This is a genomic window from Oculatella sp. LEGE 06141 (assembly GCF_015207605.1).
Classification (GTDB): Bacteria; Cyanobacteriota; Cyanobacteriia; order Elainellales; family Elainellaceae; genus Oculatella.
In genome coordinates this window covers 1-13,679 of record NZ_JADEWO010000059.1, presented here as the reverse complement: position 1 = coordinate 13,679, position 13,679 = coordinate 1, and the positions used below count along the sequence as shown (strand labels likewise).

Sequence of the window (13,679 nt, the reverse complement as noted above, 5' to 3'; positions counted from 1 at the left end):
TCTGCTGTTCTACCGCTCTCTGGATAAGCAGTGTAGGATGGTAACAAGGAGGGCAGTATGAGTATTCTTATCATCGACGAAGTTGTTGAACAATTGAAGGGTATGCCTCAGCCATTGCAAAGGAAGGTGCTTGAGTTCGCTCGATCGCTGGTAAAAGCGGAAGTTCGAGGTACACCAGGGCATCAATTGTTGCGTTTCGCTGGTTCAATTCCCTCTGATGACATTCAATTAATGCGTGAGGCGATCGAGCAAGATTGTGAGCGAGTAGATATTGATGAGTGGTAGGCTCAACCGGAACGTTGTGCCGCTTACGTTTCGGGTTGCGGCAGTCACTTGAAGGCTATCTATCAGCTTCAAAATTAGGAATTACGTCCTGCCATTACTCCACCATCGACATCCCACGTCGCACCCGTAATCCAAGAAGAGTGATTGGACACTAAGAAAGCAATAACCTCTGCAACATCCATCGGTTTTCCAACACGACCGATTGGATGGAAGTTGTTGAAGCCCTGTAGCGTTGTATGAATCTCTTCAGGTTTGATAAAAGCTCCATAAATTGGAGTTTCTACAACTGCGGGTGCGACAGCATTGACTCGAATTTGGTATTGAGCGAGTTCCATTGCTAGGTGCTGCGTAAGAGAGTGCAGCCCTGCTTTTGCCATTGAGTATGCCGAGGATGGCGTGGCGAGCACAGCTTGATGTGCCCACATTGAGCCAACATTAACGATTGCACCACCCTGTTCCTGCTGCACCATGTTACGAACAACTTGCTGAGTGAGAAAAAAAGTGCCGTGATTAATGTTGAGGTAGCGATCGTAGTCTGCCTCTGAATGATCAAGAAATGACTTTGGCAGAAAAACACCTGCTGAATTGACAAGATACTGAACATTCGTCAAGTCGGAAGCGATCTGTTCAACGAGTCGCAATGTAGCTTGACGATCGCTGATATCTGCCTGCCAAATTTGAATGCTTCCATACTGTTCTAAATCAGATGCCGCTGTCTGAAGTTTTTCAAGAGTGCGTCCCACGATCGTGACGGTTGCTCCTTGGGTAAGCAGGATTTCTGCAACCGCTCGTCCAATCCCGCTACTTCCGCCAACAATTAGTGCTTGTTTCTGCTTAAACTCTGAGTACATGATAATCTCCGTTCTGAATTATGGATGGGCTATGACTACAGCATTTTAAGCAACCTAGATAAAGTAGAAAAGTCAGCACTTTTAGGTGAGGTACGCACTTTTTGGTAGAAATCAGGACAGGACGCGAAGAAGCTTTTTAATGAATGCATAATGAGTAGAGAAAAACCAGGTAACACAACCTCAGCCGCAGCCATGCTGGAGTGCATCGTGGGCTGCAAGTGGTCGATCCGAATTTTGACGTTAATTCGTCAAGGAGTTGATCGTCCTGGAGCCATCACGAGATCGATCAATGGACTGACGACCAAAGTACAAGGAGATTGCTTAAACAAAATGGTGGGCTTTGGAATTTTGGAAAGAATTGCTTACGCCGAAGTTCCGCCAAGAGTCGAGTACAAGCTAACTTATTTGGGACAACGCTTTGTCTCAATTTTAGATGCTGTTGCAGAATTACAGTACGAGATTGATGCTGCCAGCCAGCAGCACAACAATTCATTGGAGCCAAACGATGACAAACGGTCGGTTGAGTTCGAGAGTTAATCTGCGTCGGCTCAATTTCACCGTTATTTTGCTCCGCACAAAGGTCTTGCACTCATCATTGAGGGCGATCGCTCATATCCAAAACGTCCCCGTAGCGATCGGGGTAGACCGTGTTTTGAGGCGATCGGTTTGGTAGCAACCGTTCCGGAAGGTAATGGTGGAGACAGGTTAGTGAAAGCGATCGATGAAACGCTTCAAGTTAAGAGGTTGGGGGCGATCGATGCAGCGGATTGTCCCGTACCCTTGTGTTAAGTTGAACATCATCTGCGATCGCTGATTTTGGCCGTTTTGCTGTGGCGTTTAGTGTTCGGGTGGCTCAAAGTATTTTGATCCAAGTGTGAAAGAAAATAAACTCTCGTTTCATATGCATCTACGTCAATGGCTCCTTTTTCTTTTGCTCGTCATACCGGGTGTTTTTTGCTTCCTGGTCTGCATGTATTATGCATTGCAGGATTGGGAGGCACTTCAAAGGGCTTATGCCAATTTTGAGCGTGTTGCTGGCACTTCTAGTGATATGAGTACTCTATTCGTGGCAGAGGCCAAGCAAAACATTCACCGTATCAATCTGTTTGCTGATGTGGTGTGGGCATTGCTGGGTGCCAACATTGCAGCCATTGGTATTCACGGGTTGTGTGTCACCAGTCAAAGGCAAAGGTAATTGCACGCTCAAATGACATGCGCGACGTATCAATCACAGCACAACAAGTCGTTGCAGCTAACTGCCGGAAGTGGAGTAAGGAATGGCCGGAGCTGTAAGAGACATCTCAACTCGGTCGTTGTGCCGCTCAATCCTCAGTGGTGACAGTACCGAAGGCGTATCTGTTTGTAATGTAAGGTTGAAAGCTACTCTAGAATTGGCGATCGCTTCTGATAGGCGTTTTGACAGGAAGTGTAGGCTAAGATCGAAGAGATTCCTACTATTGAATAGCTGATATGACGACCGTAGCGCGTGTTATTCATAGTGACCCTAATATCCTGGGGGGAACCCCTGTTTTTGTTGGAACTCGAGTGCCAGTGAAAACGTTACTCGACTATCTTGAAGCAGGTGATCCACTCGATGAATTCTTGGATCATTTTCCAAGTGTTTGTCGTGAGCAGGCGATCGCAGCCCTTGAGTTAGCAAAGGAAATGCTGACAGCCTATGCAAATCCCGCTTGATGAATGTGTTCCACGTCCCCTTAAGCGGGAACTGGCTGACTATGAGATACGCACAGTTGTTGAGATGGGATGGTCAGGAAAAAAGAATGGTGAATTGTTGCAGCTCATGAATCAAGAGGGCTTCACGATTCTACTGACGACAGATCAAAATTTGCGGTATCAGCAGAACTTAAAGCAAGCTGGAGTGGCAGTTATTGTCTTTGTAGCACGCAGTAATAGGTTGTCAGATTTAGTACCTCTGATCCCTGATGTTCGCAGTGTGCTGAGTACTATTGATCCAGGGGAAGTAATCGAAGTTGGAGGCTCCTGATAGTTGTGTAAGCGGCGCAGCACAACAACATGCACCCAATCGCCGAGAGCTTATCTGTAAGTGTGGTTATCTGCGGCGGGTGATTGGAACCGTTAACCGGCTGGCTCGTTCCAACCCCCTTTAACAGTGTGACCCAGGGAATACCTCTTTGGGATGACCTTGATCTATCACCGCAGAACGAAGTAGTTCAGAGATGCAGATCATAGCCTGAAAAGTAAGAGACATGACTCATCATTCGATTTGCTCTAATAAAGCTCTCATATAAAGTCTAGGAAAGGAAAAGAACATGACTTTGCTGTCTATCGATGAAATTAAGGCATTAGTAGAACAGTCAAAGGGATTGTGCGTCTCGGTTTACATGCCCACCGAAAAGTTAGGGCGAGAAACTCGGCAGAACTCGATTCGCTTCAAAAATTTAATGAAGGAAGCAGAAGCGCAGTTAGATCAGGCGCAGTTGCGACACACGACCGCATTGGATTTTTTGCGGCCTGCCCATGAACTCGATCGCGATGAGTTTTGGCAACACCAGGATGATGGATTGGCGCTTTTCATTACAGACGGTTTCTTCCGGTACTATCGACTGCCTTTACCCTTTGAAGAATTCGTGGCCGTTAGCGATCAGTTTCACCTCAAGCCGCTGATGCCGCTGTTGAGCGGCGATGGTTTATTTTATGTGCTAACACTAAGCCAGCAGCAGATTCAGCTATTCGCCTGCACACAACACGGGTTAAGCCAGGTTGAACTAACGGATGTGCCTCAAAGCGTTGATGAAGCATTGCAGAACGATCGCGCTGAGGACATTCAATACCGGGTCAATACCTCCAAAGGCGGCACGGACAATAGCTTTACACGGTCTGGTTCGTATCATGGAGTTGGCAACCCTGATATGGATCGTGACAAAGAATTTATCCTTCAGTTTTTCCATCAGGTCGATCGCGGCCTGCAAACTGTCCTCCAGGGACAGAACGCTCCTCTAGTTTTGGCAGGGGTAGAATACCTGTTACCTATCTATCGTCAGGCCAATACCTATCCCAATCTGATCGAGGAAGGCATTACTGGCAACTCTGAAAACCTTAAACCAGAAGAACTGCACGAACAAGTTTGGCCGATTGTAGAACCTCACTTTCAACAGTCGCAAGATGCCGCGATCGAGCTTTACCGGGAACTTGCTGGGACAGGACAAACCTCGACTGAACTGCAAGAAGCGGTGACAGCAGCCTATTACGGACGGGTCGATCGCCTGTTTGTTGCAAACGGGCAACAGCAGTGGGGTAGGTTCGACACTGAAACTAACCAACTTGAAGTTCACAGTGACATGAAACCGGGCGACGAGGATCTGCTCAACATGGCGGCAATTCAAACGATCCTCAATGGCGGCACGGTGTATGCAGTCGAGCCGGAACAAGTGCCAGAGTCGGCTCCGTTAGCAGCGGTGTTCCGCTACTAAAAATTGCAGCAAAGATTGCCAAACGCTAGAGATTGGCTAACGAGAGGGTCTAACGTTGGCGATCGCCCCAAAATAACAAAACAGTATAAGGAGTATAGTTACATGGCTGACAATAGTGTGATCAAGATCGATTCTCAGCATTCCCCTCATGGCAAGATGGGGCAGACATATTTAGCAACGGGCATTAATGTATCGATGCGGCTGTGGGAAGATGAACAGCCCGGTGAAGCCAAGCCTGAAGCTCAGCGTGATTATGAAACCGTTGGCTATGTGATCAAAGGTCGAGCTGAATTACAAATCGAAGGGCAAAAAGTAATTCTAGAACCCGGTAGTTCCTGGGTCGTACCAAAAGGCTCACAGCATACCTATAAAATCCTGGAATCGTTTACCGCCGTTGAAGCAACCAGCCCACCCGCTGAGGTTCATGGCCGCGATGATAGCTGATAGCCGATCGGGATATTTAGTTAGAGGGTGTCTGAGAATGGCTCAACATTCTAAATTAGCCCCCTAAATCCCCCAATTTTGGGGGACTTTGAAATAGAATTGATTCGGAAGTCCCCGTTCGGCTGAGCGCTCACGTCGAAGCCAGAATTGGGGGATTAGGGGGCGGGAACTGATTCCTAACCAACAAAACTCAAAAGCCCTCATCCTAAACCCTGTCCTGCGTTGGGCTACTGTATACACACATCTCAGAATAACCAGCAAGCACTGGTTCGCCTCCCTTGATCCCCTTTAGTAATAGGAAGCAAGAGGGGGGCTAAAACGATCTTTGTATACAGCCCACCTTGAGAGAGGGTCGGGGAGATAGGGGTTAGAGTTTCGTGCTGTTGCGCCATCCTGCCTGACCCAAGCTGATCTCTGCTAATGTCTAAGTTGAGGCCAGTTCTGGCCAATTACTGTTCTGCGGTGTGGGGTATGAGTCCGTTCAACTCACCACGTAACGTTTAACCGATCCATGTCAGGATATACGCGATCGCTGTCAATACCACCGGAGTATCCATAAACATCTACATAGATAATGTCTCAACGGTTTGTCCATAATTGGCGGTGTCAATCAGGTTTATACAGCCGTTTTCATTTGCATTCACCACATCCCAACCCCCAACCCCCAACCCATCTGGCGAGACTGTGGCTGACTCGATTGAGAACTGCTGTAAGTTCCCTGTTTAGCCGTGATCGGGCGATCGCACACAAATAAGGTTACAACAATAGGGTGGAGGACTGTCGTAGTTGCTAGCGTTGTTTCCATGAGTTTATGGTTGATACTGGGAATTGTCTTGGCTCTGTTGATTGCCGCCGTCGCTCTCTATCTCTTCACGGCGCGTCGTTACCAATCGTCTGATTCGGTTGCAAACTCCTATGACCAATGGACAGAAGACGGAATTTTAGAGTTTTATTGGGGTGAACACATTCACCTGGGGCATTATGGTTCGCCCCCGCAGCGCAAGGATTTTTTGACGGCTAAAGCCGATTTTGTGCACGAAATGGTGCGATGGGGTGGTTTAGACCAGCTTGCCCCCGGCACAACTGTCTTGGATGTGGGGTGTGGCATTGGTGGCAGTAGCCGGATTCTGGCACGGGATTATGGCTTTGCCGTTACTGGAATTACCATCAGCCCTCAGCAGGTAAAACGCGCCCAAGAACTCACTTCCAATGAACTGGATGTACGGTTTCAGGTGGACGATGCCATGTCGATGTCGTTCCCAGATGCCAGTTTTGATGTGGTCTGGTCAATTGAAGCTGGGCCTCATATGCCCGACAAAGCGGTTTTTGCCAAAGAGTTGATGCGGGTGCTAAAGCCGGGTGGCATACTAGTCGTTGCCGATTGGAACCAACGAGATGCACGGCAAACGCCGCTCAACGGTTGGGAACGATCCGTGATGCGGCAACTGCTGGATCAGTGGTCGCATCCCGAATTTGCCAGTATTGAAGGCTTTGCAGAACAGTTAGCTGCAACGGGTTTCGTTGCAGGAGAGGTAATTACTGCCGATTGGGCAGAAGCAACTCTTCCCTCCTGGCTCGATTCCATCTGGCAGGGGGTGGCTCGACCGGAAGGTTTGGTACGGTTTGGGGTACCGGGCTTGGTTAAATCTCTGCGAGAAGTCCCGACGCTCTTGCTGATGCGGTTAGCATTTGGCACAGGGCTTTGCCGATTCGGGATGTTTCGTGCAGTCCGCAATCGGGGTTACGGTGCTTCATAAAGTCAACCGTTGGTTGGTGCAGCTAGTGTTCAGTCAATCAAGAAATGACGAGTAGAAGGAGTAAGATTGAGTCAGTCCTTTCAAAGGTGCTGGCATGGTCAAAAAGTACATCGTTAAGTTAAACGAAACAGAACGGCAGTCTCTCGAACAACTGGTCACGACCGGCAAACGAGCGGCCTACACGATCAATCATGCGCGGATTCTCCTGAAAGCGGATTGCAATCAACCGAACGGGAGTTGGCGTGACCAGGACATCAAATCTGCCTTTGACATTAGTTTGCGAACGATTGAGCGGGTGCGGCAACGATTTGTCGAAGAAGGTCTGGAAGCTGCGCTTAAGAGCCGTCTGGGTGGAGGACGAAAACGAAAGTTGGATGGGGAAAGTGAGGCACATTTGATCGCATTGCGCTGTAGTGAGGCTCCCGAGGGAAAGGGGCGCTGGACATTGCGATTATTGGCAGATCAAATGGTGGAACTGGGGTATGTCGAACAGTTGAGTCATGAAAGCGTGCGACAAGTGCTGAAAAAAACGAACTGCAACCCTGGCGGCAAGAGTGCTGGGTAATTCCACCGGAGCAAAACGCAGAGTTTGTCTGGCGAATGGAAGCAGTGTTGGACGTGTATCAAACAGCTTATGACCCCAACGTTCCAGTGGTTTGCATTGATGAGGCAACCAAGCAATTAGTCAAAGAAACCCTCGTTCCCATTCCAGCAGAGCGGGGACAACCGGAACGGGTCGATTATGAGTATGAACGCAACGGCACAGCGAACTTGTTTATGGTGAGTGAACCGATGGTGGGATGGCGGCGGGTAGAAGTGACAAAGCAACGCACAGCCCTCGATTATGCCCACTTGCTCAAAACCTTGGTCGATGTAGATTATGCCCAAGCTGACAAAGTGATCGTCATTGCCGACAATCTCAACACCCATTCACCCGCTTCACTTTACAAAGCCTTTGAGCCAACCGAAGCGCAGCGAATTTTGAGCCGCTTGGAATTTTGTCACACCCCCAAGCATGGCAGTTGGTTAAACATGGCTGAAATTGAATTGAGTATTTTGAGTCGTCAATGTTTGGATCGTCGCCTTCCTGATATGGATGTGCTCAAGCGGGAAGTTGCAGTTTGGCAGGACAACCGTAATCATGAGGAAACCTGGATTGACTGGCGCTTTACGACGGCGGATGCCAGGGTAAAATTAAAGCGGCTTTACCCGTCTATTAATAATTGACCGAACACTAGTACAGGAATGATGAAGTCGTCCACTCCACCGTTCCAGGGGACTACCGAACCGTCAAACTCCTTCAGAATGAGAGAATTCAGGGGCGGAGCCATGCCCCTTAGCGATTCATATGTCCATTCCGCAACGCTTTAAATCTTGCCTTCAAACCGCTGGTGCCAGATGATGTTCGCTAATACGGTAACAACCAGGGTAATGCCGCCGCCGCCCCAAGCCAGCACTGGCTTGTAACCGCTTTGACTCAGGGTTGCCATCCATTGATGAGTCAGATCGGAAGACACCAATCGATCGGCAATGAGGGGAAAGAGATACATCAGAGATGCACCTACAATCAGCCATCCCACCATTGAGGCGAGAAGGAAGATGGTTTTGGTTGTTGATTGGCTACCCATGCGCGATCGCAGTAAAGATCTTAAAGTTGAGAGTAGCATGAGTGGTGCATTTGGGCGAGCGCTCAACATCAACCGTTTTTACTTACAAGTTCCTTCAGTTAATTTTGCTGCTTTAGAAAAAAACAAAATCTGGTTGTGGACAGCAGTAGACCACTTTCGAGCAGGTATCTTGGGCCGGGTGTTAGGTTAACCATAGTGCAAAGACGTTTGACCCCTTGTGGGCAATTGTTGGAGCATGGCAATGTTATTTCTATGTCACTGACGGTTGGAGTGTCTATCCAGGATTTATCCCACCAGGTGACCAGATTGTGAGCAAAACCTACATGACCCGAGTTGAAGGTGAAAATACACGATTGCGGCATTATCTAGCCCGATTACATCGAAAGACGTTGTGCTATTCCAAATCAGAGGAAATGCTGAGACATTCGATCCGCTTGTTACTTCACTACTTGAGATTTTGGGATGTCCCGATTCCTGCTTGATTCTTCCCTCTATTATGCAACGCCAGGAATCCCATGTGAGCGTAGCGAAGTGATTGAAGATGGCTGCACTGGTTCAAGTAACTGGATGGAAGTGACAGCCCGACTAGTCCTAGCGTTGCTAGTTGGCGCAGTCATCGGACTCGAACGAGAATCAAGTGCAACAGTAGCTGGCTTGAGAACTCACCGGCTTATTAGTTTTGGTGCTGCTTTGTTTGTGCTGATCTCAACCTAAACGAGTGCTGGCCAACCAGAACCAGAGACGCTAGCCGACTGCTTCAAGGGATTACCTCGGCAATTGGCTTTATCGGCTCTGGAGTCATTGTATTACATCACTCCACCCGTAGCTCGGGAGAAGCGTCGGTGGCAAGGCTGACCTCCGCCGCCGCCACACTTTGGGTAATGGTGGCTCTGGCAATTGCAGCTAGCTGTGGGTTGTGGGGCTTAGCACTGATCGGAACAGGGTTGCGTAATTGACGATACGATGACGGTGCTTGTTGAGATAGGCAATGAAAGTATCGACCTGCCCATCGGACCCGTCTCTAACCTGCTCGATTGCTCCATCGATATTTCCCCTCCATAGTAGCGACTCTGCTGCATCTAATCGTTGCGGTGACCCTGCCACCTTGTGAAGATTCTCAACTAGAGAAACCAATCTAAAATCTCTTGTCGCTGGCTTGGAATCGCAATCTCTCGAAATAGATTCCAGATACCGTCATAACCATCTCCTAAATAGCTGATTGGAGTAGCCAGAGGTTGTCTATTGACTTACATCTTTCACCAGTACATTTGAATCGCTTCCCTTCAGGGCCAATCAATGGGAGAAAAGGGCGTGAAGTAACAAAAAACTCTAAGAACAGTGGAACCCATTCTTGTACACGTCCAAGCGCTAGTCTACACTCTGCTCGGCTTGATGCCGACCACTTACTAACGCGATAGCCTGCAAGCCTTGTTGGGTCTGTTTCTCGAAGCTCAAGGGCATCCTTTACCTCAGCACAGTTCACTCAAATCCCCTGGTGCCATAGCACGAGCGTGGGCTTGGATTGGTTGCAGTTTATCGGTGTCCATGCCTCGGCTCTCCTGATAACGAATTGATTAACCCTCAGCATAATAGAACTGTTCTTGAACTGGAGTTCCAAGTATTTCTACTCACTACATAACTGGGATGTACCCTCGAAGTTCCCTAAAGCCAGTTGCCGATCAGGACATATGCTGCCCAATAAAGAGGCGATCGATAGTTGGGATTCCGCAGTAGTGTCAGTTGCGCTTGACGCAGGGCTTCAGTCTTGGAAAGGGCGGGATTAAGAAGTTCCTGATAAAACTGGCGAATGAAGCGGGCAGCCGACTCGTCGTTGAGACTCCACAGCGAGGCAAGCGTGCTGCGAGCGCCAGAGTGAACTGCGACTCCGGCGAGACCGAGGGCAGCGCGATCGTCTCCTGCCGCCGTTTCACAGGCACTCAAAACAAGCAGTTCGATCGCTTCGCGCCGATCATCTGCTGATCGCAGCAGCGATCCGAATTCCTGCACCTCGATCGGTCTGTCCCAGGCCAGGATAAAAGTTTGGTCTGCGTTGGAGCTAAATTGGCCGTGCGTTGCCAGATGCACGATCGGGGTTGGCGTGCGATCGATCTGCGCTTTTAACGCCTCGCTGGTAAAGGTTTGATTGAGCAAGACGCGGCTGGGAATTTCGGCCTCGATCGCCTGCAATTCTTGTTCGACGTTGGCAAGCGCACTGAATCCGCCGCGCTCTTCGCTCAATCCAGCGACAAGTGCCCGCAGGCGATCGCGCTCTAGCGTCTGTGGTCGAAAAATCTGCAATCCCGGTGTGAGGGCGATACTATAATTTTCAATCAAATATTGGTTGCCATCGTAAAGCGCAGCCATTGGCACATTGCGAAGCGCTCCATCGAGAACAAAGGCCAGCGTCGTAATCGATCCAGCTTGTAGGTCAGATTCGATCGGGTGAATCAGCCAGTCATACACCTGCTGCCCTAGCTGCTTGCCCTGTATTGTGGTGAATGGCTTTTCCAGGTTTTGCCGTAGATCTCTTAGGGTTGATTCGACTGTGGCTTGAGGCACGATCGCCGTATACTGCTGTAGCGCTTGTCCGGGCAGGCTGAGAATCACTTCGAGGCGGTTCTGAAGAATAATCGGGTAGATAACCGCCGCATTGGTCTGAGGAATTTGGTCGATCGTGACTCGCTGTCCTTCCAGACAAGCAGTGCGAAAGAAGTTGTCGAGTTCAGCAAGCTGGAGCGACTCGATCACCTGACGGGCTTGCCGCAAGTTTTCCTGACTGGCAGAACTTGAAGGGATCGAACGACGCAGCAGCAGTTCAACCAGATCTCGATACACTGGCTCAACGCTTTCACGGAAGGAAAACTGGAGGTCGGGGCTGGTTGCCAGTAAGTCAGCTCGCAACGATTGCTGAGTTTCATAGGCAGCTTGATAGGCGACGATCGCATCTTCCACTCGATCTTGCGCCTTAAGAATTCGTCCAAGCTGCCACTGCCACTGGTAAGCAATGTCTGAAGCGTTTGCCGTCTGTGCCAGCAAGAGCGATCGTTCAGTTAGCCGTCGCGCTTCGTCCCACTGCTGTGTTTGCTCGTAGAGGCTGCCCAAGTTGCCCAGTGCATATGCTTCGGCGCGAACATCCTTGAGGCTTTGGGCTTGCCGAATGGCCTGAGTCAGAATCGGGACGATCGCTGCTGGGTCAGGATGCTCAAACTGCATCAGACTTCGCCCAAAGTTGATTTGAGCATAGACAATAACTCGACTGGGCGGGAGGTTTAACAAGGGTTGAATGGTTGGTAGGAGCGATCGCGCCTCGTCCCATCGTTGAGTTTTGACTAGCAAACTTAGCTGATTCAAATTTGCTTGAAGCTGAATTAGGGGCGTAGCATTGGTTGCGGCCTGCTGGTAGTACTGCAAGGCCAAATCGGTTTCTTGTTCAGATTGCGCCACGTTGCCCAAACTGATCAAACTAGGACCGAGGTCTGATGGCGAAACAGACTGGAGGATCGCCAAACTTTGCTGTAGCACCCGCCGCGCAGTGGTGAAATTTCCGGTCGCTCGCAGCACATTGCCTAAATTGCGGAGCGACATCGCTTTTAGAGCAGAATCAGGTTGCGTCTGAAGCGATTGCTCAATCTCGCTCAGCAGTTGCCGTGCCTGAGAATATAGCCCTAGTGTCTGCAACGCCTGTACCTGATTGAGTAGGCTGCCGATGCGTTTTTCTTGGTCGCCTGCTGCGGCATATAAAGCGCTTGCCTGTCGCCAAGTGTCGATCGCCTGCTCGGTTTGCCCCTGTGCATATTCAAGGCTGGCTTGCGTGTTGGAAATTTGTGCCAGGACAAGCTGCTGTTCAGCACTTGAAGGAATCGATTGCAACAGGTCAAGGCTGGTGGCGATCGATCGTTTTGTGTCGTCCCACGCGCCAAGCTGTTGCTGCGCCAAAGCCAAGTAGCCCAATATTCTCGCTTGATTCAGTGGATCATTCTGTGCGGCGGCAGACTGCTGCCAAAACTCTGCTGCCTGCGCGAACTGTCCAGCCTGATAGTGCAATCGACCCTGCTGGATCAAAGCGGGTTGCTCGATCGGGGTTGATGCGCTCGACTGTTGACTAAAATTTAGGCCGCAAAACAGCAGGAACCCCACTAAAAGCCATGCCACGAATCGATATGATGCTGTGCCGACGCTGCGATTATTCATGCGATGATTCAAGGACATCCCGTAAGGGTGCTGGAACAGAGGTGCATCCCGCTACTACTCCGATGTAAGGTGTTGCAGTTGGGGCGGCTGCGATCAGGATCACGTTTCCTTCAGAATCCACAATCCAGCCTTGCGCCTCAGTCAGGGTGGTTTGAGGTCGATCGATTTCTTCAGGCATTGCGGTTGGTTCGATCGCTGCTTCGGGGTCAGATTCACCTAAATCCTGCCAAAGTTCTTCGGCAACGAGCGGATCAGCCGGATTGGTGGGCAGTCCTCCGCGTCCAGTGTTGACAAAGCGGTTGCGGCTTCCTTGTGCCAGACAGTTTTGAGCTAGCAGCGGCGGACTAAACTCAGTTGGCAACGCGATCGCTCCGGTCGGTTCAACATCTGGCTGAGTAATGGTCACTGTTCCATCTACGCTCAAGCGGGAACTCGCATTAATTTCACTGGTCAGTGGCGATCGCTCCGGGCGCGGTTCAATCCCAAAAATGCCCTGTGTTGTGATATTGATATTGCCGCCACGACCGCCTTCTGCATTGGCCGCAATGTCACTGTCTTCATCTGGAACGGCTACAATCAGGTCAGAGTCGATCGACACATTACCGCCGTTTCCTTGTGCGCCTGTAACCTGTGTCGCAGCAGTGATTTTTGCGCCGTTATCCAGTAATAAGATATCTAGACCGCGAAACACCAAATTGCCACCGTTCTCGGTTCGTCCGGTTGTGGCAACGATCGCATCATTGAGCCGCACCGTGCCAGCCCCAATCTCGATATTGCCTGCATTGCCTTGACCTCCACTGGCCGCTGTTATCAGCGATCGCGTCATCGCCAGCTCATCGGCAGTGATAAAAATATTGCCGCCGTTGCCAATTGCTGTTTGTCCTACCGCTGTAGAAATGACGCTGGGCGTGCCATCAGCGGCAGGCTCACCCATTTCGAGGCGATCGTTGATAAACAGGCGAATGGTTCCGGCGTCTCCTTGTCCTCCCGTATTGGAGATAATAGCTGCTCCATTTGTAATTGCCATCGAATCAGCCCGGATGCGAACGTTGCCTGCCCGCCCCTGCCCGC

Annotated in this window: 15 protein-coding genes and 5 pseudogenes; 14 read left to right on the top strand and 6 right to left on the bottom strand. The window is 50.0% G+C overall.

The window, feature by feature from the left end:
• Positions 1-57 precede the first annotated feature (57 nt).
• Positions 58-285, top strand: a complete 228-nt coding sequence (locus IQ268_RS26240; RefSeq protein WP_193885401.1) for a hypothetical protein — start codon at positions 58-60, stop codon at positions 283-285.
• 74 nt (positions 286-359) lie between these two features.
• Here the strand turns inward: IQ268_RS26240 and IQ268_RS26235 are convergent, their stop codons facing one another.
• Complete coding sequence (locus IQ268_RS26235; protein WP_193885399.1) at positions 360-1,136, bottom strand: SDR family NAD(P)-dependent oxidoreductase; 777 nt, start codon at positions 1,134-1,136, stop codon at positions 360-362.
• A 150-nt stretch (positions 1,137-1,286) separates the two neighbouring features.
• Between IQ268_RS26235 and IQ268_RS26230 the strand changes: the two genes are divergently transcribed.
• The 8 genes from IQ268_RS26230 to IQ268_RS26200 all read left to right on the top strand — a co-directional run bounded on the left by IQ268_RS26230 (position 1,287) and on the right by IQ268_RS26200 (position 5,032).
• The gene (locus tag IQ268_RS26230) at positions 1,287-1,673 is read left to right on the top strand and encodes a helix-turn-helix domain-containing protein (protein ID WP_228035746.1); all 387 of its coding nucleotides are present in this window, start codon (positions 1,287-1,289) and stop codon (positions 1,671-1,673) included.
• Entirely contained in the window at positions 1,642-1,809 is a 168-nt protein-coding gene (locus IQ268_RS26225) for a hypothetical protein (RefSeq protein WP_193885397.1), read from the top strand. The genes IQ268_RS26230 and IQ268_RS26225 overlap by 32 nt, the downstream gene beginning before the upstream one ends.
• Positions 1,803-1,925: a hypothetical protein gene (locus tag IQ268_RS33110; RefSeq protein ID WP_255527285.1), complete on the top strand. Its 123-nt coding sequence runs from the start codon at positions 1,803-1,805 to the stop codon at positions 1,923-1,925. The genes IQ268_RS26225 and IQ268_RS33110 overlap by 7 nt, the downstream gene beginning before the upstream one ends.
• A gap of 262 nt (positions 1,926-2,187) precedes the next feature.
• Positions 2,188-2,331: a hypothetical protein gene (locus tag IQ268_RS32445; protein WP_228035745.1), complete on the top strand. Its 144-nt coding sequence runs from the start codon at positions 2,188-2,190 to the stop codon at positions 2,329-2,331.
• Between the two features lie 275 nt (positions 2,332-2,606).
• Positions 2,607-2,831, top strand: a complete 225-nt coding sequence (locus tag IQ268_RS26215) for a DUF433 domain-containing protein (RefSeq protein ID WP_193885395.1) — start codon at positions 2,607-2,609, stop codon at positions 2,829-2,831.
• A complete protein-coding gene (locus IQ268_RS26210) occupies positions 2,815-3,141 on the top strand; it encodes a hypothetical protein (RefSeq protein ID WP_193885393.1) in 327 nt (108 codons plus the stop codon). The genes IQ268_RS26215 and IQ268_RS26210 overlap by 17 nt, the downstream gene beginning before the upstream one ends.
• A gap of 286 nt (positions 3,142-3,427) precedes the next feature.
• Positions 3,428-4,588, top strand: a complete 1,161-nt coding sequence (locus IQ268_RS26205; protein ID WP_193885391.1) for a hypothetical protein — start codon at positions 3,428-3,430, stop codon at positions 4,586-4,588.
• Between the two features lie 102 nt (positions 4,589-4,690).
• The gene (locus IQ268_RS26200; protein ID WP_193885388.1) at positions 4,691-5,032 is read left to right on the top strand and encodes a cupin domain-containing protein; all 342 of its coding nucleotides are present in this window, start codon (positions 4,691-4,693) and stop codon (positions 5,030-5,032) included.
• A gap of 640 nt (positions 5,033-5,672) precedes the next feature.
• Here the strand turns inward: IQ268_RS26200 and IQ268_RS26195 are convergent.
• Positions 5,673-5,837, bottom strand: a complete 165-nt coding sequence (locus IQ268_RS26195) for a hypothetical protein (protein ID WP_193885386.1) — start codon at positions 5,835-5,837, stop codon at positions 5,673-5,675.
• Between IQ268_RS26195 and IQ268_RS26190 the strand changes: the two genes are divergently transcribed.
• Positions 5,836-6,789, top strand: a complete 954-nt coding sequence (locus IQ268_RS26190) for a methyltransferase domain-containing protein (protein ID WP_193885384.1) — start codon at positions 5,836-5,838, stop codon at positions 6,787-6,789. The two genes, IQ268_RS26195 and IQ268_RS26190, sit on opposite strands and share 2 nt — an antisense overlap.
• Before the next feature lie 94 nt (positions 6,790-6,883).
• Positions 6,884-8,016, top strand: a protein-coding gene (locus tag IQ268_RS26185; protein ID WP_193885382.1) for an IS630 family transposase whose coding sequence is annotated in 2 segments (ribosomal slippage) — positions 6,884-7,313 and positions 7,313-8,016 — 1,134 coding nt in all. Because the reading frame shifts where the segments join, the coding sequence is not laid out codon by codon here.
• Positions 8,017-8,156: 140 nt separating this feature from the next.
• On the opposite strand, the gene IQ268_RS26180 is transcribed toward IQ268_RS26185, so the two are convergent.
• On the bottom strand, positions 8,157-8,339 hold the full coding sequence (locus IQ268_RS26180; RefSeq protein WP_228035744.1) for a hypothetical protein: 183 nt from the start codon (positions 8,337-8,339) through the stop codon (positions 8,157-8,159).
• Positions 8,340-8,520: 181 nt separating this feature from the next.
• Between IQ268_RS26180 and IQ268_RS26175 the strand changes: the two are divergent.
• Together IQ268_RS26175 and IQ268_RS33555 are read left to right on the top strand one after the other, a co-directional pair.
• Positions 8,521-8,899, top strand: a pseudogene (locus tag IQ268_RS26175) (IS1 family transposase); the annotation flags it as partial.
• A pseudogene (locus IQ268_RS33555) lies at positions 8,880-9,373 on the top strand (MgtC/SapB family protein). The pseudogenes IQ268_RS26175 and IQ268_RS33555, both read left to right, overlap by 20 nt.
• On the opposite strand, the pseudogene IQ268_RS26165 reads toward IQ268_RS33555, so the two are convergent.
• Positions 9,363-9,664: pseudogene (locus tag IQ268_RS26165) on the bottom strand (ISKra4 family transposase); the annotation flags it as partial. The pseudogenes IQ268_RS33555 and IQ268_RS26165 overlap by 11 nt on opposite strands.
• Positions 9,665-9,809: 145 nt before the next feature.
• On the opposite strand from IQ268_RS26165, the pseudogene IQ268_RS32440 reads away from it, so the two are divergent.
• Positions 9,810-9,926 (top strand): annotated as a pseudogene (locus tag IQ268_RS32440) (IS701 family transposase); the annotation flags it as partial.
• A gap of 153 nt (positions 9,927-10,079) precedes the next feature.
• On the opposite strand, the gene IQ268_RS26160 reads toward IQ268_RS32440, so the two are convergent.
• Positions 10,080-12,608 carry a CHAT domain-containing protein gene (locus IQ268_RS26160; RefSeq protein WP_193885380.1) on the bottom strand — a complete coding sequence of 843 codons (2,529 nt, stop codon included), beginning with the start codon at positions 12,606-12,608 and terminating at the stop codon, positions 10,080-10,082.
• A pseudogene (locus IQ268_RS26155) lies at positions 12,601-13,679 on the bottom strand (S-layer family protein); the annotation flags it as partial. The pseudogene IQ268_RS26155 and the gene IQ268_RS26160, both read right to left, overlap by 8 nt.

Excerpts from the sequence above, each read along its gene's own strand:
- IQ268_RS26210 (WP_193885393.1), top strand. The coding sequence starts at position 2,815 with ATGCAAATCCCGCTTGATGAATGTGTTCCACGTCCCCTTAAGCGGGAA.
- IQ268_RS26230 (WP_228035746.1), top strand. The coding sequence starts at position 1,287 with ATGAGTAGAGAAAAACCAGGTAACACAACCTCAGCCGCAGCCATGCTG.
- IQ268_RS26240 (WP_193885401.1), top strand. The coding sequence starts at position 58 with ATGAGTATTCTTATCATCGACGAAGTTGTTGAACAATTGAAGGGTATG.
- IQ268_RS26160 (WP_193885380.1), bottom strand. The coding sequence starts at position 12,608 with ATGAATAATCGCAGCGTCGGCACAGCATCATATCGATTCGTGGCATGG.
- IQ268_RS26190 (WP_193885384.1), top strand. The coding sequence starts at position 5,836 with ATGAGTTTATGGTTGATACTGGGAATTGTCTTGGCTCTGTTGATTGCC.
- IQ268_RS26180 (WP_228035744.1), bottom strand. The coding sequence starts at position 8,339 with ATGTATCTCTTTCCCCTCATTGCCGATCGATTGGTGTCTTCCGATCTG.
- IQ268_RS26225 (WP_193885397.1), top strand. The coding sequence starts at position 1,642 with ATGACAAACGGTCGGTTGAGTTCGAGAGTTAATCTGCGTCGGCTCAAT.
- IQ268_RS32445 (WP_228035745.1), top strand. The coding sequence starts at position 2,188 with ATGAGTACTCTATTCGTGGCAGAGGCCAAGCAAAACATTCACCGTATC.
- IQ268_RS26195 (WP_193885386.1), bottom strand. The coding sequence starts at position 5,837 with ATGGAAACAACGCTAGCAACTACGACAGTCCTCCACCCTATTGTTGTA.
- IQ268_RS26215 (WP_193885395.1), top strand. The coding sequence starts at position 2,607 with ATGACGACCGTAGCGCGTGTTATTCATAGTGACCCTAATATCCTGGGG.
- IQ268_RS26235 (WP_193885399.1), bottom strand. The coding sequence starts at position 1,136 with ATGTACTCAGAGTTTAAGCAGAAACAAGCACTAATTGTTGGCGGAAGT.
- IQ268_RS26200 (WP_193885388.1), top strand. The coding sequence starts at position 4,691 with ATGGCTGACAATAGTGTGATCAAGATCGATTCTCAGCATTCCCCTCAT.
- IQ268_RS26205 (WP_193885391.1), top strand. The coding sequence starts at position 3,428 with ATGACTTTGCTGTCTATCGATGAAATTAAGGCATTAGTAGAACAGTCA.